Annotated in this window: 19 protein-coding genes; 17 read left to right on the top strand and 2 right to left on the bottom strand. The window is 75.3% G+C overall.

Translation table 11 applies throughout. The features are described 5' to 3' along the window. Positions 1-485: 485 nt before the first annotated feature. The 3 genes from ABD067_RS00225 (at position 486) to ABD067_RS00215 (ending at position 1,949) form a co-directional block, all read left to right on the top strand. Entirely contained in the window at positions 486-1,151 is a 666-nt protein-coding gene (locus ABD067_RS00225; RefSeq protein WP_343893112.1) for a hypothetical protein, read from the top strand. Positions 1,152-1,308: 157 nt separating this feature from the next. Next, positions 1,309-1,701, top strand: a complete 393-nt coding sequence (locus ABD067_RS00220; RefSeq protein ID WP_343893111.1) for a Rap1a/Tai family immunity protein — start codon at positions 1,309-1,311, stop codon at positions 1,699-1,701. 14 nt (positions 1,702-1,715) lie between these two features. Next, positions 1,716-1,949 carry a glycine zipper family protein gene (locus ABD067_RS00215; RefSeq protein ID WP_343893110.1) on the top strand — a complete coding sequence of 78 codons (234 nt, stop codon included), beginning with the start codon at positions 1,716-1,718 and terminating at the stop codon, positions 1,947-1,949. Positions 1,950-2,191: 242 nt separating this feature from the next. Here the strand turns inward: ABD067_RS00215 and ABD067_RS00210 are convergent, their stop codons facing one another. Both ABD067_RS00210 and ABD067_RS00205 read right to left on the bottom strand, forming a co-directional pair. Further along, positions 2,192-2,860 carry a response regulator transcription factor gene (locus tag ABD067_RS00210; RefSeq protein ID WP_343893109.1) on the bottom strand — a complete coding sequence of 223 codons (669 nt, stop codon included), beginning with the start codon at positions 2,858-2,860 and terminating at the stop codon, positions 2,192-2,194. Then, positions 2,850-5,423: a PAS domain-containing protein gene (locus ABD067_RS00205; RefSeq protein WP_343893108.1), complete on the bottom strand. Its 2,574-nt coding sequence runs from the start codon at positions 5,421-5,423 to the stop codon at positions 2,850-2,852. Before ABD067_RS00205 ends, ABD067_RS00210 begins: the two co-directional genes overlap by 11 nt. 419 nt (positions 5,424-5,842) lie before the next feature. Here ABD067_RS00205 and ABD067_RS00200 point away from each other — a divergent pair, with 419 nt between their 5' ends. From ABD067_RS00200 to ABD067_RS00135, 14 genes are all read left to right on the top strand, one after another. After that, on the top strand, positions 5,843-6,232 hold the full coding sequence (locus tag ABD067_RS00200) for a hypothetical protein (protein WP_343893107.1): 390 nt from the start codon (positions 5,843-5,845) through the stop codon (positions 6,230-6,232). Positions 6,233-6,476: 244 nt separating this feature from the next. After that, entirely contained in the window at positions 6,477-7,841 is a 1,365-nt protein-coding gene (locus ABD067_RS00195; RefSeq protein WP_343893106.1) for a PRC-barrel domain-containing protein, read from the top strand. A 103-nt stretch (positions 7,842-7,944) separates the two neighbouring features. Then, complete coding sequence (locus ABD067_RS00190; RefSeq protein WP_343893105.1) at positions 7,945-8,337, top strand: hypothetical protein; 393 nt, start codon at positions 7,945-7,947, stop codon at positions 8,335-8,337. A 305-nt stretch (positions 8,338-8,642) separates the two neighbouring features. Continuing rightward, entirely contained in the window at positions 8,643-9,023 is a 381-nt protein-coding gene (locus tag ABD067_RS00185) for a hypothetical protein (RefSeq protein ID WP_343893104.1), read from the top strand. Positions 9,024-9,129: 106 nt separating this feature from the next. Then, the gene (locus ABD067_RS00180; protein ID WP_343893103.1) at positions 9,130-9,999 is read left to right on the top strand and encodes a PRC-barrel domain-containing protein; all 870 of its coding nucleotides are present in this window, start codon (positions 9,130-9,132) and stop codon (positions 9,997-9,999) included. Between the two features lie 77 nt (positions 10,000-10,076). Further along, positions 10,077-10,460, top strand: coding sequence for a hypothetical protein (locus tag ABD067_RS00175; protein ID WP_343893102.1), 384 nt, complete (start codon positions 10,077-10,079; stop codon positions 10,458-10,460). A 67-nt stretch (positions 10,461-10,527) separates the two neighbouring features. Beyond that, positions 10,528-11,397: a hypothetical protein gene (locus ABD067_RS00170; protein WP_343893101.1), complete on the top strand. Its 870-nt coding sequence runs from the start codon at positions 10,528-10,530 to the stop codon at positions 11,395-11,397. 136 nt (positions 11,398-11,533) lie between these two features. Continuing rightward, a complete protein-coding gene (locus ABD067_RS00165; RefSeq protein WP_343893100.1) occupies positions 11,534-12,154 on the top strand; it encodes a hypothetical protein in 621 nt (206 codons plus the stop codon). A gap of 251 nt (positions 12,155-12,405) precedes the next feature. After that, positions 12,406-13,191, top strand: coding sequence for a hypothetical protein (locus ABD067_RS00160; protein WP_343893099.1), 786 nt, complete (start codon positions 12,406-12,408; stop codon positions 13,189-13,191). Between the two features lie 13 nt (positions 13,192-13,204). Next, entirely contained in the window at positions 13,205-13,594 is a 390-nt protein-coding gene (locus ABD067_RS00155) for a phage holin family protein (RefSeq protein WP_343893098.1), read from the top strand. After that, positions 13,591-14,754 carry a DUF3618 domain-containing protein gene (locus ABD067_RS00150; protein ID WP_343893096.1) on the top strand — a complete coding sequence of 388 codons (1,164 nt, stop codon included), beginning with the start codon at positions 13,591-13,593 and terminating at the stop codon, positions 14,752-14,754. Before ABD067_RS00155 ends, ABD067_RS00150 begins: the two co-directional genes overlap by 4 nt. 225 nt (positions 14,755-14,979) lie before the next feature. Next, the gene (locus tag ABD067_RS00145; RefSeq protein ID WP_343893095.1) at positions 14,980-15,507 is read left to right on the top strand and encodes a DUF421 domain-containing protein; all 528 of its coding nucleotides are present in this window, start codon (positions 14,980-14,982) and stop codon (positions 15,505-15,507) included. A 60-nt stretch (positions 15,508-15,567) separates the two neighbouring features. Continuing rightward, a complete protein-coding gene (locus tag ABD067_RS00140) occupies positions 15,568-16,551 on the top strand; it encodes a mechanosensitive ion channel family protein (protein WP_343893094.1) in 984 nt (327 codons plus the stop codon). Next, positions 16,548-17,696, top strand: coding sequence for an endonuclease/exonuclease/phosphatase family protein (locus ABD067_RS00135; protein ID WP_343893093.1), 1,149 nt, complete (start codon positions 16,548-16,550; stop codon positions 17,694-17,696). Before ABD067_RS00140 ends, ABD067_RS00135 begins: the two co-directional genes overlap by 4 nt. Positions 17,697-17,711 lie beyond the last annotated feature (15 nt).

Below are 17,711 nucleotides of genomic sequence, written 5' to 3'. Positions count from 1 at the left end.
CCGCCGCACCGGCAGCGATCGGGAGCGCGCGCGCGCGGCGGCGGCGATGGCGCTCCTTTGGGCCGTGGCCTCGCGGCGCTCCGGGCGCCATGGGTTCGACTGTTGGCCTCATGCGTCCCTCCTGCCGTGCGGCGGGCGGCTCCCGCCGCGTTTTCCGCCGTCGGTGCGCAGAATGGCGCCGCCCACGGCCGGAACTCCCTGACCCAGATCAGGTCAGGCGGCGTGCGGCCGGAGGGTGCCCGCCCGCGCCATCGCCCGCGGCCGCGACCGGGCTCCGGCGGCGACGCTTGGCCGCCGTCGCGGAGCGCGCCCGCCGGCTTCGCGGTTTTCCTGAGCCAGATCAGGGCCGGCGCCGTGGCCCCGGAGTTCAGATCCGGACGCCGCCAGTGCCGATTCGGCAGCGCCGAAGGCACGGAAGGCGCACGACCGCGGCCAGCATCGGTCCGCCGCGCCAGACACCGGATGGAAGACACGGGAGACGCACCATGAAGAACGCAACCACAGGCTTGGCCGCCCTCGTCGCTGCGGCGCTCGGCGCCGGCGCCATCGCGCCGCAACCGGCCGCCGCGCAATCGCACTCCCGCGAGCCCTATGACAGCGGCCCGTACGGCGGCCCTTACGGCTGGTCGGGCCGTACCGGCAACCCGACGCTGGGCGATCTCGACTCCAGCGCGGACCGCCACGCCCGCGAGCAATTCCGGCGCGGCTACCAGGCCGGGCGCGACGACGAGCGTCGGGCGAGCAACAGCGGCGGCGCGGACCAGGATCACAGCTACAGCGCTGCGATGGAGTTCCTCGACCTAGCCCAGCGGCGGATGGACCAAGGCGACCTCCGAGCGGCCTGGGTCGCGCTAGGGCGGGCCGAAAGCCGCTTGGCGACCCGCTCCTTGCCGGAGGGCGCGGACCGCGAGGCGGCGGCGGGCGGCGCGGTCGGCGCCGTCCGCGCGGCGCGGCAAGCCTTGCGGGAGCGCGACGTGGAGCTCGCGCAGGCGCGCGCCGCCCGCGCGGCGGACTTGGTCCGGAGCGGCACGGTAGTGGACCGCAACGTCCCGGGCGCCTCGCTCGCCGGGGCGGGCGTGCCAGGACCCGCCCAGCCTTTCACCGGCGGCGGGCGCGGCGGCCCAAGGGGCGGCGCCGATCGGGACGACTGACGGCCGTCCATCCGATTCACGCCCGAGTGGACCGGGCGCACGGCGGCGCGGCGCCATGGAGGAGGGAGCGCCGCCGCCGTTCTCCGGCCGCCGCACCAGGACCGGAGCGACGGTTCCGGCGCCGGGCCTTGCCGCAATCCGAGACGAGGAGACCATCATGCCGCGCACGTTTGTTTGGACGGTCGCGTTGGCGGGCCTCGCCGCCGCGGCCTTCTCGGCCGCGCCGCCCGCCGCCCATGCGGTGCAGGAGCAATCCTTCGAAGCCCGGACCACTTCCCAACTCGTGGACCTGTGCGCCACGCCGCCGGGCGACCCGGCCTACGCCCAGGCCGTCCAATTCTGCCACGGCTTCGCCGCTGGCGCCCTGTCTTACCACCGCGCCGCCAGCCGGCCCGGCTCCAACCCGAACTTCTGCGGCCTGCCGCCGAGTCGCCAAGAGGCGGTGGGCCGCTTCGTCGCCTGGGCCCGGGCCAACCCGCGCGTCGCCGACGACAACCCGGCGAACGCCTTGTTCCGCTTCTTGGACGCCAACTACGCGTGCCGCCGCTGACAGGAGCCGGAGCCATGAAGCGCACCACACTCCCCGCCTTGGCCGCCGTCGCCGTGCTGCTCGGCGCTTGCCAAGGCCCCCCGATCCGCGACTCGGCCCAGCCGGCAATCGCCGCCGGCACCGGGCTCGGCGCCGCTACGGGCGCGCTGCTCGGCTCGCTGAGCGGCAACTTCGGCTGGGGCGCGCTGATCGGCGCCGCCGCCGGCGCGACCGGCGGCTACCTGTACGAACGCGGGCAGCGGGGCTGAGGCCGCTGCTCCGCGGCGGAGGCCCGGAGCGTGCCGCGTCCGGAGCCGGACGCGCAAACCGCGACGGGGCCGGGGCGGGCCGACCTCAGCGTTCAGGCGTCAAGGTCCCATGTTGACCGGGAGGCGTCGCCGCGGCGCCTCACCATCTCCCTGCGTTGCCGCCTGGCTTCCTTGCTGTTCGCGGCTTTGGCGGAGTCGTCCAGGGTGTCGCCGTGCGGAGCGTGGCTTTTCGCGGCCCGATCCTACGGGCGCTTCTCGCCCGGTGGCGCCCAACCTGCGGCCAGCGCCGTCCGCAGCGCTTCGGACAGGCTTTGCACGCCGAGCTTGTCCATCAGGTTCGCGCGGTGGATCTCGACCGTGCGCGGGCTGATGCCGAGGTCGCGGGCGATGACCTTGTTCTGCCGGCCGGCGAGCAGGCCGCGCAGCACGTCAGCCTCGCGCGCGGTCAGCGCGGCCACGCGCGCAGCGGCCTCGGCCGCCTCGCGCGCCCGCGCCCGGTCCTCGTCGCCGCGCGCGAGCGCCGCTTCCGCCGCCTGGATGATCGCCTCGCCCCCGTAAGGCTTCTCGATGAAGTCGGACGCCCCGGCCCGCATCGCCTGCACCGCCAGCGGCACGTCGCCGTGGGCGGTGACCACCACCACGGGCAGGCCGAGGCCGCGCGCCGCCATCTCGCGCTGCACCGCGATCCCGTCCATGCCGGGCATGCGCAGGTCGAGCAGCACGCAGCCGAAGGGCAGGCCGCCGGCGGGCGCCGCCGACTCCGCGGCCTTCAGGAACGCTTCGCCCGACTCGTGGACCTGCACGGAGAAGCCCGCGGAACGGAGCAGCAGCGCGAGCGAACGGCGCACGGCCGCGTCGTCGTCCACCACATGGGCGACCTTGCGGCCGGGGCCCGCGTCGTCATCCGGCATCGGCAACCTCCCCTGGCGACGCGGGCGCGGGCATGGCCGGGACGACGAAGCGGAACACCGCGCCGCCGCCCGGATTCGCCTCGGCCCAGAGGCGCCCCCCGTGGTCTTCGACGATGGAGCGGCAGAGCGAGAGGCCGACGCCCATGCCGTGGCGCTTGGTGCTCACGAAGGGCTCGAAGAGCCGTTCAACGACGTCCTCCGGCAAGCCGGGTCCGGTGTCGGCCACGCTGACCCGGACCGCGCCCGCGGCGGCGGCCGTGGCCACCACGAGTTCGCGCCGCGGCGCGTCGCGCAGCGCCTCCACGGCGTTGCGCACCAGGTTCACCACCACCTGCTGGATCTGCACCCGGTCGGCCAGCGCCGGCGGCGCGCCCGGGTCGAGGTCGAGCCGCGCTTCCACGCCCTGCTCGCGCGTGCCCACCAACGCGAGCGCCGCCGCCTCCCCGACCAACGCGTTGATGTCGGTCGGGCGCTTGTCCGCGTCGCCCTGGGAGAAGAAGCCGCGCAGCCGCCGCACGATCTGCCCGGCGCGCACGGCCTGCTCCGCCGCCTCCGCCATCGCGTCGCGCGCCGCTTCCAGCCGCTCCGGGTCGGACGCCGCGTCGCCGGCCAGCAGGCGGCGCCCGGCGTCGGCGAAGTTGGCCACCGCGGTCAGCGGCTGGTTCAGCTCGTGCGCCAGCGCGGTCGCCATGGCGCCCATCTCGCTCAGGCGCGAAACGTGCAGCAGTTCGGCTTGCAACCTCTCCATCTCCCTGCGCCTGGCTTCCACCAGTGCCTCGGCGCGGCGCCGCGCGGTGATGTCCCGGGACACGCCGATCACGCCCACCGTCTGGCCCTCCGCGTCGCGCCAAGCCGCCTTGGTCGTGAGCAGGACGCGCCGTTCGCTTCCGGGCGTGGCGACCTCGTCCTCCAACGCGCGGGTTTCGCCGGAGGCCATCACCTCCCGATCCGCCTTTTCCAGGGCCGCGGCCGCCGCGGGCGGCAGCAGCTCCGACGCGCGCCGCCCGAGCGCCGCCTCGACCGGGACGCCGAGCAGCTCCGCCGCGGGCCGGTTCAGGAGCACGAAGCGCCCTTCCGCGTCCTTGGCGAAGATCGGGTCCGCGCTGCCGTCCAGGACGGAGGCGAGCAGGTCACGGCTGCGCCGCAAGGCGTTCTCCGCCTCGCGCAGCGCGGTGATGTCGGTGCAGACCTCGACCACCGCCAGCGGCGCGCCGTCCGGGTTCCGGCGCAGCGCCCAATGGCTGGACACGACCAGCGCCGTGCCGTCCCGGTGCCGGCGGCGCAGTTCCCCGTGCCACTCGCCGCGCGCCAGCAGGTCCGCCTGGACGCTGGAAAGGGGGCACGGGGGCCGGGTGGCGAGAAGCTCGTCCGCCACGCGCCCGATCGCCTCCTCCCTCGACCAGCCGTAGAGGTGCTCCGCGCCCTTGGTCCAAACGGTGATGCGGCCTTCCGCGTCGCAGACGAGCACCTGCGCGCGGTCGAGCGTCGCCAGCAGGTCTTCGCGCTCCCGCTCGCGCGCCCGGGCGTCCAGCCAAGCCATGCCCAGCGCCCGGCCGACCTCGTTCACCTCGCGCACCGGCGTCGCGAGCTTCCCCGCCGCCGCCGCGCCGGCGCCGTTCCCCGCCGCGACGCCGGCCAGGGCCGCGATGGGCCGCGCGATGCGCCGGGCGAAGACGAAGGCGAGCGCGGCCGCGAGCGCCGCGAGGACGGCGCCGAGCGCCGCCGCCGACCAGAGCAAGCGGCGGAGCGGCGCCTCGAAATCCCTTTCCGGCAGGAACACCGCGGTCGTCCAGCCCGCCACCTCGGACCTGGACCAGGCCAGCACCACCACGGTGCCGTTGGCGTCGGCGGTGCGCCGCCAGCCTTCCGGGCGCGTTTCCGTCCGGGCTGGGGCGCCCGGCGACAAGGGCGCGCCGACGAAGCGCTCCGGCTCCGCGCTGCGCGCCAGGATGGTCCCGCGCCGGTCCACCACGCTCGCCGTCATGCCGGCGGGGATCTCGCCGCGGCCCAGGACGTCGTCGAGCGCCTTGACGGGCACGCTGAGCTCGATGACGTAGTCGCGCTCGCCGCCGGGGCCCACGGCGGGGGCGACGATGGCGAAGCGCCACGGCCGCCCCTCCTCCCTCGGGAGGAGGTCGGTGATCTGGGGCCGCCCGGTCTCGAGCGCGGCCCGGTCCGCCTCGGGATCGCCGCCGAGCAACGGTCCGTCCGTGCTGACGAGGGTCCGCCCCTGCCGGTCGCGCACCGCAATTTCGGTCCCCGCGGACCGGGGCACCTCGCGCGCGCGGCGGCGGAGGGCTTCGAAGTCGCCCCTGCGCAGGTGGTCCGATGTCGCCAGCACCTCCAGCACGGCTTGCAGCGTCGTCAGCCCGCGGTCGAGCGAGACGGCGACGCGGCGTGCGGTGTCGCGCGCTTCCGCTCGGTGGCGGTCGCGCTCGGCGTTGGCCATCTGCACAAGCAGGAACGCCTCGAGCGCGAGCATCGGCACCAGCAGCGCGGCGCAGAGCACGCCGAGGTGCCACGCCAGCGGGCGGCCGCGCGGAGTGGGCGTGGGTTCCGTCATCTCTCCGGACCGCGCGGCTGCCGCGGGATGGCCGCGGCTCGCGCCCGGGAGCGTTACAGCAGCGGACCCGGCGGCGCCAGCGGCGGCCCTCGCCGCGCGCCGCGCCCAGCGGCGGAGCGGCCCCGCCTCGCCCTCCGGCGCGCAGGGCCGGGCGCCACCCGGAACGGGCCGGCAGGCGCGCGCTCCGATCGGGACTCCGGCCGTTTCCAGCCGCTGATGGATTGGGGACGGCGGCATTGGTCGAGGCTAGGCGCGTCCGGACGCGGAATCGCTGATGCAGATCAGGGCGCGCGCCCGCCGGCTGCTGTCCGTTGGGTCGGCGCCCCGTCGGCCAGCCCTCCTTCGCCGCCGGCGGGCCCTACGCGGCGCGGTCCGGACGGACGCGCCGGACCCCACGCCTCATGCAAGGAAGGACGCGAATGGCACCGATCCCCAACACCCGCCGCGATGGCGGCCCGGCACCGGTGCGGACGCCGCCGCGCCGGGCCGCCGCGGCCGCGTGCCTGCGCCTCGGCGCGCTCTGCGCCTTCTTCGGCGTCGGCGGCGCGGCGCTCGCGCAGCAGCAGCAGCGGCCGGACGCGCCGCCGCCCCGATCGACCGAAACCTCCCCGGAGTGGCAGCGCCAGCAGCCGACCCAGGAGCGCGCGCGCGGGCTGATGCGCCAGGAAGGCGTGCTGCCGAGCCAGCAGGAGCGCCGCGAGGAGCTGCGGACGCTCAACGAGATCTACCGCGAGGTGATGCCGGAGGGCCGGGGCGCCGTGCCCGCGCCCGGCTTGGCGCCGGACCCTGGGCCGCGCGGCGAACGGTGATGCCGGACCCGAGCGGCGCCGTCGGGTGGGAGGACGCGGCACGCCGGCAGCGCTGCGGCGAAATGGCTCGTCGCGCCTTGCTCCCGCGCGTCGGTGGGAAAACGCCCTTTTGCTGATGCGGATCAGGGTCGGCGCGCGGTGGCCGGTGTCGGATGGGCCATGGCAGCGCGGCCGGCGCGACGGCGTCGGCCGGAACGCCGGCCATGCGAAAGGACGGCGAACCGTCGTTGGAAAGGACACGCCCATGAAAGCACAACTCTTCTCAGGGACCGCGATCGCGGCGGCGCTGTTGCTGGCCGCAGCCCCCGGGACCGCCGACGCGCAAACGGCGGCGCAGCCGCAGGCGCAACCGGGCCAGCCCGCCGGGCCCAACCGGGCGGAAACGCCTGGGCGGCCCGCGATCCCCGCTTCGGACGTGGACTACACCAAGTCGATGGAGCGGCTGTTCCAGGCGGCGCAGCGCCTGCGCGAGTCCGTGCAGGCCATGGCGCAGCAGCCGGGCGGCGAGCGCCGCAACCAAGCGATGGCGCAGGCGCGCGAGGCGCTGCTGCACACCCAGCAGGCGATGGTGAGCCTGCCTGCCAATCTCCGGACCAACCAGAACTACCGCGACGCCGAACAGCGCGTCGGCGAGGCCGATCGGGCTTTGCAGGGCAACCAGCCGGATGCGCAGCGGGCGCAGGGAGCGGTCGACGCCTTGCTTGTCGTGGTGCCCAAGCTCCAGGCCGACGCCCGCGCCGCGGCGGCCGGCGGCGCCCAGGGCGACGCGACGGTGGTGGTGCGCGAAGGCTCGCCGAACATCCAGGTCCACCAAGCGCAGCCGATGGTGACGGTCCAGCAGCCCGAGCCGGTGATCACCGTGGTCGTGCCGCAGCCCGAGATCATCGTGCGTCAGCCCCCGCCCCAGGTGACGGTGCAGATGCCCGAGCCGCAGGTGACGGTGCAGCAGCAGCGCCCAGACGTGCGCGTGGTGGAGGCCCAGCCGCAGGTGCAGGTCGCCCCGGCGCAACCCCAGGTGCAGGTGCAACGCGCCCAGCCGCGCGTGAACGTGCAGCAGGCGGAGGGGCAGCCGCAGGTCCGCTACGAGCAGCAGGGCCAGCCCGTCGTCACCATGCAGCAGCAGGCGGACGCCGGTGTGCAGCAGCGCAGCCTGACGCAGCAGACCCCGGATGCGGCGCGGCAGCAAGCGGCGGCGGGGGCGGGCGCGCCTGCTGCCGGCGCGGCGCCCGCGCAGTCCGGCGGCGGAGCCCAGCCGGCGGCGGCCTCGCCCGCAGCGGCCGGTGTGCCGCTCCAGCGCGTGCAGTCGCTGGTCGGCACCAATGTCGTCGGCGCCAATGGCAAGGACGCGGGCGAGGTCGAGAACCTGCTGATCGACCGCACCGGCCAAGTCCGCGCCGCGGTGGTGGAATGGGGCGGATTCCTCGGCATCGGTGAAAGCCGCGCCGCGGTGCCGATCGAGCGGATACAGCTCGGCTCCGGCGGCAACGAGCGGGCGCGCCTCAACATGACGCGCGAGGAGCTCGAGCGGCTCCCGAAATACGACCGCAACAACCTCGCCGAGTACGGCACCCGCTACGGCTGGGGCGAAGGCCTCCGGCTGTTCCGTTGACCGGCGAGACCGGGGCGGGGGGCCATCGGCCCCCCCCGGTCGAGGGAGAACACGGCGCGGCGGACGGGTCGCCGGCCGACGGCAAGGATCGGAAGGAGACACCATGGCACCCAAACTCATCGCCGCGGCCGCCGCGTTCGGCGTGGCCCTCGCCGGCCCGGCCTTCGCGCAGGGGCAGCAAGGGCAGCAGCAGCAATCGCAGTCCTCGGGCCAGCAAAGGCAGCAGGGACAGAGCCAGCAACAGGCCATGGGCCAGGAGCGGCTACGCCAGCAGCTCACCCAGGCCGGGTTCCGCGACGTGCAGATCCTGGACACCGCCTATCTGGTGCAGGCCCGCACGCAGGACGGCAATACCGTCCTGATGACGATCAACCCGCCGAGCGCTGGCTCGCAAACCTCCGGATCGTCCGGGACGCCCGGCGGCGGTTCGTCGGGCGGCTCCGGTTCGGGCAGCGGCGGGAGCCAGCAGGGTTCCGGCTCCGGCCGGACGCAGTAGCGGCGGCGGAGGGGCGGCCCGCGCGCCGGGCCGCCCTTCCCACCGCATCCCGGAAGCGGGCCGAACAGCGAGGCTCCATGCTCAAGCTTTTACGCAACTTGGCGCTCCTGCGCCTCGTGTGGGGTTTCTTCAGGAAGGCGCGCCGCCGCTAGCGGCGCCTCTGCACGCGGCACGGCGGTCCCGGCGCGCGCGCCACGGGCAAACACCCGGGAACGGTCCCCCGTCGCCGTCGCTGCTCGCGCGCAGCCGGGGAGCGGCCGCTGCCGGCCACAGCGCTCCTCGAGCGCTCGGAGAAGGAGAACGCGATGCCGGCACGCTTTCGGTCGATGCCTGCCGCCTTGGCCGTGTTGGCGGCCGTCGTACCGGCGATGACGGCCCGTGCGCAGACCGCGGGGACCGGCTGCTCCGAACTGGCGGCGCGATACGACGAGGCGATCCGCACCGCCGACGGGTTGGTGATGGCGGCGGTGGAGCACGCGCTGAAGGCCTCCGACACTTCCGGCGCGCTCAAGCAACTCGGGCTCGGCGGGCAGGGCGTTTCGCCCGAGCAAGCGGTGCGCCGCGGCGCGTTGGCCGCGCTGCCCCCGACCACCCAAGGCGCGGTGGCGATCTACCTGCTCCGCGCCAACACCGCCATGCAGGCGCTGGTGTGGAAAGGCTGCCCGCCGCCCGGTGGCCAGAACTGAGTCCGCGGAAGCACGGGGCGGCGAACGCGTTTCCTGACCGAGATCAGGGTCGGCCCGTTGCTGCCGGTGCGCAATGCGGCCGGGTGAACACCGCAAGGAGGAAGCCATGAACACCACCGCAAAGTCCCGCGCCGCCGATGCGACGGCGTCTCCCGGTTGGACGGCCAAACGGGCGTCGCTCGCGGCGTCCGCCATGGTCGCGGCGGTCGCCCTCTGGTCCGCCGCGGCCCCTGGGCAGCAGCAACAACAGCAACAGCAACAGCAGCAAGGGCAACAGGGCGCCGCGCGGCAAGGAGGGGCTGCGGGCCAAAACAACCCGAACATGCTCGTCCTGATCGTCCCCGACGTGGAGTCGCGCCTGCCGCCCGAGCAGCGCGCGCGTCCCGCCTCCGCCGAGGCGCTCTACAAGGGCATCCGCGCCTCGCGGCTGATGGGCCAGGACGTCCACGGGCCCAACGGCAACCAGATCGGCGAGGTGCAGGACGTCTTCGTCGACGCCGACGGCCAGGTGACGGCGATCGTGGTCGAGGGCGGCGGCTTCCTCGACATCGGCGACGCGGCGTTCCGGGTGAAGTGGTCGGACGTGGACCTGACGCCGGGCCGCGACGGCGTGCGGATCCCGACCACGGAGAACAAGGCCGAGCGCCGCGGCCTGTTCGACGGCCCGGAGACCATCGTCACCGGGCCGCGCGAGTTCCGCTTGTCTGAGCTGATCGGCGACTACGCGCGCCTGCGCGGGGGCATGGGCTACGGCCGCGTGTCCGACGTGGCGCTCAGCCGCGAGGGCAAGGTGCTCGGCGTGGTGGTGACGCGCGACATCGGCTGGGGCGGCGGCCTCTACGGCTATCCGTTCTACGGCTACGGCTACGGCTTCGACCCGGGCAACAACTACTACGCCCTGCCCTTCGGCACGGCCGAGGAGGCCGCGCGGGCGCCGCGCCTCGACTACCGGCGCTTCGAGCCGGGCGTCCTCTGAGGCCGCGGCCCCGCCAGCGCCGGCGCGGGCGAAGCCGCGCCGGGCGGCGCCAACCAACTGGGAAAGGAACGGAAACCATGCGCAAAGCACTGATCCCTGCCCTGTTCGCCGCTTTGTTGGGGGCCGGGGCCGGGGCCGCGCTCGCCCCCGCCCCGGCGGCGGCGCAATCCGACGGGCGCGACCGCGCCGAGGCGTTCGGGCGCGGCGAGCGCGGCTGGTTCGACGGCCGGCCGGAGATCTTCGGCGAGGGCCGCCGCGGCTGGTTCGAAGAGCGCGACCGCGCGGGGCGCGAGCAGTTCGAGCGCGGGTACCGGATGGGCCGCGACGACGAGCGGCGCGCGTCCGAGCGCGGATACCGCCGCGGCTCCTACGGCCGCGACGACGGTTACCGCTACGGCGACCGCGAGCGCGACCGTGAACGCGGCGAGCGCGGGTGGTTCGCTGGCGGCCTGTTCGACTGACGCCCGCACCGGCCGGGCCCGCGGCGCCGCGGGCCCGTGCCGCTGCGGCCAAATCAAGGAGGGCGCTATGGTGAGGACGACGGCCAAGGCGGCGGTTCTGGCGCTGGGGAGCGCCCTGGCTTTCGGACCCGGCCCCGCGGCGGCGCAATCGCAGGGCTACTTGGGTCCCGGCCGCGACGGCGACTACCAGCCGCCCGCCTACGACCGCGGCCGCGTCGGGCAGGACGGCGGGCGCTCCACCGGCGGCGGGGGCGGGCTGTACGGCGGGCCGTTGTACGACCGCGAGCCCTACGGCTACCGCTACGGTGGCGCCGGTGCGGACCGCGTGCGGCCCGACCGGTCGGAGATGGAGCGCGCCGGCCGCGCGCAATTCGAGCGCGGCTACCGCCTGGGCCGCGAGGAAGAGCGGTACCGCCAGCGCGCGCAGGCGGCCCATGCCCGGGTACTGAACAACGGCTCTGCGACCATGCGGGGCGCCGCGGGCGAACTGGCGGGCGACGATTGGGACGTCGCGGACCTGCTGCTCGCGCACGGCCGCCAGCAACGGGCGATGCAGGACGTGCGCCAGTCGCTCCAGGAGGCGCGGGCGGCGATGCAGGGGAACGACCGCGCCCGTGCCGAGGCCGCGCTGGCGCAAGCCGACCGGGCGCTGCGGATGGCAGGCCCCGGCGTCGGCGGCGACCGGCTCGCGATCGGCTGGGTGAACCAAGCCGAGTTGGCGCTGGAGCGCGGCGACCAAGAAGCGGCGCGGCGCGCGGTGCGGGAAGCCCGCCAAGCGGTGAGCGGTCCGGGCGAAGCGGCGCAGCAAGCGCAGGGGCGGCGGCCCGCGAACCCCGCCGGCGATGGCAGCGGTGGCGATGGCGGCGCCCGCCCGGAGCATTGCGGCGGCCAACAGCAAAACGGAGCGGCCGGCGCGAGCGGGACGCCGTCGCGCTGAAAGCGGCCCTGTCGGGGCGGGGGCGTCGCACGGGCGCTGCGGCCGGGGCGGTTCACGTCCGACGCGCGGAACCGGGAAGCGCTCCGATGCGGCGGGGCACGTCGGGGAAAAGACAAACGCAACAGGAGGCACGGCCATGACCATCACAAGGACCACCACGGCGGCGGCGCTGGCCGCGGCGGCGACCCTCGGCGCCGCGCTCGCCCCGGCGAGCGAGGCGCGGGCGCAGCAGCAGGACCGTTCGGCGCAGCAGCAACAGCAGCGTGTCGAACGGCTGCTCGGCGAAGCCGAACAGGCTATGCAACGGGGCGACGGCCAAGCGGCGCGGCAAGCGCTGCAACAGGCGCGGCGCGCCATGGAGGGCGACGACGCGTCCGCGGTTCTCCCGGGCGAGGCCATGGAGTTCCTGCGGCTGGCCCAGCGTTCGATCGACCAAGGCGCCCTGCGCACCGCGTGGATCGCGCTCGGACGGGCCGAAACGCGGTTGCTGACCCGTGTCGCCGCGGCCCCGCAAGGCGAGCAGGCGGCCCAGGGCGGCGCGATCGGCGCCATCCGCTCGGCGCGCCAAGCGCTCACCGAGCGGGACGTCGAACTGGCCGCGGAGCGCACCGAGCGCGCGATGGCGCTGGCGCGACGCGGTGACGCCGTAGGGAGCAATGCCCCGGGCGCCGCCCTCACCGGCGCCGGTGCGCCCGGCCCGGGCCAGCCGCTGACCGGCGGCGGCGGTGCGGCAGCGGGCGACCAGGCGCGCCAGTAGGGTCCTTGCCCGCCCGGCTTCACCGGCCCGGGACGCTGCCAATGGCGGAGGCGGGGCGGGGCGCCGCAGCGCGCGCCGGGGAACGGCCGGTCCTGACCGGTGTCAAAGGGCGGCGCATCGCCAGGCCGAGATTGGGCGACGCGGCCTTTGAACCGACCGATCCGCCCATTCGGTCCACCACGGCACCGCTGGCCGCCAGCGGCGTTGGACGGTGGTCATCGCCCCGATCCGGGGCAAGCGGAGGGCTTCTGATGCAAGAGGACATGCGGCGAACCCAAGCCGCAACGACAGGCGGTGGCGGCACAGGGCAGGCGTCCGCACCGGGCGACGCGCTGCGCGAGGCCGGGTCCGAACTCCGTTCCAAGACGGCGGAAGCGGGCGCGCGGGCGGGCGAGGCCGCGTCGCGCCTGCGGGATGAAGCCGCCGGTGCCGCCGCGGATGTGAAGGCCGAAGTTTCCGGGGTCGCCGGCGCGGTGCAGGACCGTGCCGCCGGCTTCGCCGAGGAGCAGAAACGCGCCGGGGCCGATCAGGCCGAGGGCTTGGCGCGGGCCGTCCACCGCGCCGCCGACGAGTTGCAGAGCAGCTCGCCCCAGCTCGCCCATTACGTGCGGGAAGCCGCGGATTCGACCGGCCAACTCGCCGAAGCGCTGCGGAGCCGCAGCGTGGGCGACTTGGTGAGCGGCGTCGAGGAGTTCGCCCGCCGCCAACCCGTGGCGTTTTTCGGCGCCACGGTGCTGGCCGGCTTCGCGCTCGCGCGATTCGTCAAGAGTTCGGCCGACGACGCCCGAGGAACCGGCGGCGCGCACACCGCGCATGGGCGCGCCGCGTCCGGGCACCACGTCCGGTCGGGCGGCGGCGCCGCGCCGACCCTGGGCACCTCGACCGCAGGCGCCCCGGGCTGGGTTCCGGCGTCGGGCGGGGCGGACGGCGCCGACCCGACGACGAGACGGCCGGCTACGACGGCCGCCGCGTCGCTGGGCGGGGCGGCGGCGCACCACGCCGGGACGAGCCAACCCGGCCCCGGCCGTTCGAGCTGAGGAGGAGCCGGCCATGTCAGACACGAACCGCTCGCTGCCCGAACTGTTCGGCAACCTCGTCAACCAGCTTTCCACCCTGTTCCGCAAGGAGGTGCAGCTCGCCCGCGCCGAGATGGGTGAGAAGGTGGGGCAGGCCACAGGGTCCATCGGGTACCTGGCGGTCGGCGGCGTCCTGCTGTTGGCTGCGCTGATCATCCTCTTGGAAGCGCTGGTCGCCTTCCTGGCCTACCTCGGCGTCCCGGTGCCCTGGGCGCGTCTCATCGTGGGGATCGTCCTCGCCTTGGTCGGTTACGGCCTTGTGCGCAGCGGCATGTCCGGGCTGAAGACGTCCAACCTCGTCCCGAACCGGACGGTCGAACAACTCTCGCGCGACGCGGCGGTAGCCAAGGAGCAGGTGCAATGAGCGGCAACACGACGGACCCCGGCGACCGGTCCAGCGCGGAGATCGAGCGCGAGGTCGAGGGCACCCGCGCGCAACTGAACGAGACCTTGGGCGCGCTGCGCGAAAGCGCTTCGCCCGGGCAGCTCATGGACAGGGCGGTGGACTACCTGCGCGGTTCGGGCGGTGCCGACTTCACCCGCAACCTCGGCGAGACGGTGCGCGACAACCCGCTGCCGGTGCTCCTGATCGGGGCCGGCATCGGCTGGCTGCTGCTGTCCGGCAAGCAGGACAAAGGCCGGAGCGGCGCCGCCGCGGAACCGCGGCGTTTGCTGCCGGCGCCCACCGGCATCGGCCAAGCCGAAACGCGGCGCAGCGGGTCCGTCCGCGTCGCCCCGGCGGGCGGGAACGAGGGGCCGTCCCTCGCGGAACGGGCGTCCTCCGCGGCGGGCGCGGTGCGGGAGCGGGCCGGCGCGGTGGCCGGCGGGGCGCGGGACACCGCTTCCGACATGGCCGGGCGGGCCGGCGACGCCATGAGCGGCGCCTACCGCGCCGCCGCGGACACCGCCGGCTCGGCGGCGGAAAGCGTGGGCGCGACGGCCCAATCCGCCGTTCAGCGCGCGGGCGAACTGGGCCAAGAGGCGCGCGAGCAAGCCGGGCGACTCGGCGAGTCGGCGCAGCAGGGCCTGGGATGGCTGCTGCGGGAGCAGCCCCTGGTGCTCGGCGCGCTGGGCGTCGCCCTTGGCGCCGCGGTCGGCGCCGTGCTGCCCGGCACGCGGACGGAGGACCGCTTGATGGGGGAGACCAGCGACGCGGTGGCCGAAAAGGCGGCGGCGGCGGCGCAGCAGGTGTCCGGCCGTGCGCAGGAGGTCGCGGGCGGAAACCTGGAGCGGGTCAAGTCCGCGGTCGGCGAAACCTACGAACAGGCGACCGCCAAGCTCGACGAGGCGGGCTTGTCCGCGGGCAAGATCGGCGAAACGATCGGCCAAGCGGCGCAGGACATGCGCCAGGGTGTGCGGCAAGCCGCGAAGGACGCCGCGGCCGAAGCGCACAAGGCGGTCGGGTCCGGCGGCGACACAGCGCCGTCGCCGGGACAAGCGGGGCGGGCCGAAGGCCCTGGCCAAGCGACGGGCACGGGTGCGGGCGCCAGCACGACGAGCGGGCGGCCTTCGAACCCGGTGTGACACCGAGGCGGCCGCGGCGGCCGGCTCCTGCCCGGCCGGTCGCGCCCGTCCGCGCGCGCCGGGTCGCGCGGCATACGTCCCCCGACCGCGCGCGGCGGGCCACTGCGGCGCTGCCGCCGGTCGCCCGCGGCCGCGCATTCGGGGGCAGGGATACGGTCCGATGCGTCGCCCGCCCCGCCGCCCCGCGTTCCGGACGACCGTGGCACATGCACGAGAAATGCCCCAATGATCTTCGACACTTGGTTCGGCCTGCTGCGCGTGGTGGTGGTCGGCACCGCGGCCTACGCGGCGCTTGTGCTGCTGCTGCGCGTCTCGGGCAAGCGGACGCTGGCGAAGCTGAACGCCTTCGACCTGGTGGTGACTGTCGCCCTAGGCTCCACGCTGGCGACCGTGCTGCTCAGCGAAAGCGTGGCTTTGGTGGAAGGCCTGACTGCCTTCGCCCTGCTGGCCGGCCTGCAATACGCGGTCGCCTGGCTGTCGGTGCGCTCGCCCCGCTTCGGCGCGCTGGTGAAGTCGGAGCCGAGCCTACTGCTGCACCGTGGCCGCTTCCTCGACGAGGCCATGCGGCGGCAGCGCGTCACGCGCGACGAGGTGGTGTCCGCCCTTCGGTCCTCCGGCCTGGCCCGGCCCGGGGACGCGGCCGCCGTCGTCCTCGAAACGGACGGCAGCCTGAGCGTCGTCCGGGCCGTCGGCGGCGAACAGCAAGAGGAGGTGGAGGTGCTGCGCGGGCTGCGGCGGGCAGGCGCCCCTTGAGCGGGTGCGGAGGGCGCCGCCGGCACCGGCGCGGGATCGTCGAGGGCAGGAGAGCGGTGCATGGGGTTTGACACGGCGCTGGCGCGGCTGAACGGCCTGGGCGCGGCGGCCCTGGCGCTGCTGCCGGGCCTGCTGCTCGGCCTGCTCGCCTTCGGGCTGTTCGTCCTGCTGGCGCGCGGGCTGCGCGCCGGGGTCGTGCGCGCGGCCCGCGCCCGCGGCGTCGCGCCCGGGGTGGGCATCGTCCTCGGCCGCATCGGGTCGGGGTTTTGCTTGCTGCTCGGCGGGCTGGTGGCGGCCGCCATCGCCTTCCCCTCGATCAACGCCGCCGACTTGTTCTCCGTGCTCGGCATCGGCGGCGTGGCCATCGGCTTCGCCTTCCGCGACATCCTGCAGAACGCCTTGGCCGGCATCCTGATCCTGCTGACGCGGCCCTTCCGCATCGGCGACCAGGTGGTGGCCGGCGGTTACGAGGGCACGGTGGAGGACATCCAGGTCCGCGCCACCACCATCCGCACCTACGACAACCGCCGCGCCGTCATCCCCAACACCGCGCTCTTCACCGACAAGGTCCTGGTCAACACCGCTTTCGAGAAGCGCCGCCTGTCCGTGCGCGTCGGCGTCGGCAACGGCGACGACATCCGCGAAGCCAAGCGGGTGATCGAGGCCGCGGCGCGCGGCGCGGAGGGCGTGCTGGCCGACCCGCCGCCGCGGGCGCTGGTGGCGGGACTGGGCGACAGCGCGGTGCTGCTCGACGTGTTCTTCTGGATCGACCCGCCGAAGCGCAGCGAGGTTTTGGAAGTCACCGACCGGGTGCTGGCGCGGGTGAAGCCCGCGCTCTCCGGGGCGGGCATCGACATCCCCTATCCCACCATGCAGGTGCTGCTGCACGACCAGACGGAGGCCATCGACGGCGACCGCGCCCGGCAGCGCGAGGGTTGGCCCGCGCGCGGCGGCGACCGGGACCCGCCGCCGCGCTGGCGCGTCCGCGAGGGGGAGGAGGACCGGCCTTCCCACCCTAACGGCGCCGCCGGCCGGGCGTCGTGAGCCAAGCGCGCGACCCGGCGGCGGCCCGCGGCCGCTTGGCGGACCCGCCCCGGAGGCGGGGAGGCGGGGCGCCCATCGCCGCCTGGGCGGCCGGGCTCGTCTTGGTCGCCGCCACCGCGCTGCCGTTCATCCCGACCGACGATTGGTGGGTGCGCGCGCTGGAGTTCCCGCGCCCGGCGCTGGCCGTCCTGCTCGCCCTGACCGCCTTGGTCGCCTGGGCGGCGCTCGACCGGCGTCGCGCGGCGGTCCGAGTCCTTCTGGCGGCGGTCCTGGCGGCGTTCGCCTTCCAGCTCCACGCCATGTGGCCCTACACGCCGCTGCACCCGGCGCAGGTTCCGTCCGTGGCGGATTGCGCGCCGGAGAACGGCCTGTCCCTCGTCGTCGCCAACCTGCGGGAGGGCAACAACGGGGCGGCGCGCTTCCTCGAAGAGGTGCGGCGCGCCCGGCCCGACCTCGTGTTCGTGGTCGAGGTGGACAGCGGTTGGATCGAAGCCCTGAGCCCTTTGGAGGAGGACTACCCCAACCGCGTCCTCCACCCGCAGGACGACTTCTGGGGCCTCGCGCTTTACGCCCGTCTCGCCCTCGTCGAGCCCGAGGTCCGCCATCTGCTGACCGGTTACGTGCCGTCGCTGCGCACCGGGTTGCGGCTCCGCTCGGGCGCGGTGGTGGAGTTCCACGGCCTGCACCCGAAGCCGCCGACGCCGTGGCACGGCACCGGCCTGCGCGACGCGGAGCTGCTGCTGGCGGCCGAAGCGGCGCGCGCCGGCGCGCGGCCCGCCGTGGTCGGGGGGGACCTCAACGCCGCCGCGTGGTCCAACATCACCGGTTTGATGCGCCGGATCGGCGGGCTGGTCGACCCGAGGGTCGGCCGCGGCTTCTTCCTGACCTTTCCCACTTGGCTGCCGGTGCCGCTGCGCTTCCCGATCGACCACGTCCTTTTCGGCCACGAGTTCCGGCTGCGCGCGATCGAACTGCTGCCCGACATCGGCTCCGACCACCTGCCGCTGCTCGCCCGGCTGTGCCACGTGCCCGGCGACGCGAGGACGCCCGACGCCGCGCCCCCGACCGAGGCGGACCTGCGGCGGGCGCGGGAGGCGATCGAGAACGGCCGGGAGGACGCGGCGCGCGGGGGCGACGGCCGATGACGCCCGCTCCGGCGC

The sequence above is a fragment of the Craurococcus roseus genome (assembly GCF_039523795.1).
GTDB lineage: Bacteria > Pseudomonadota > Alphaproteobacteria > Acetobacterales > Acetobacteraceae > Craurococcus > Craurococcus roseus.
This window is presented reverse-complemented; position numbering and strand designations above follow the sequence as displayed.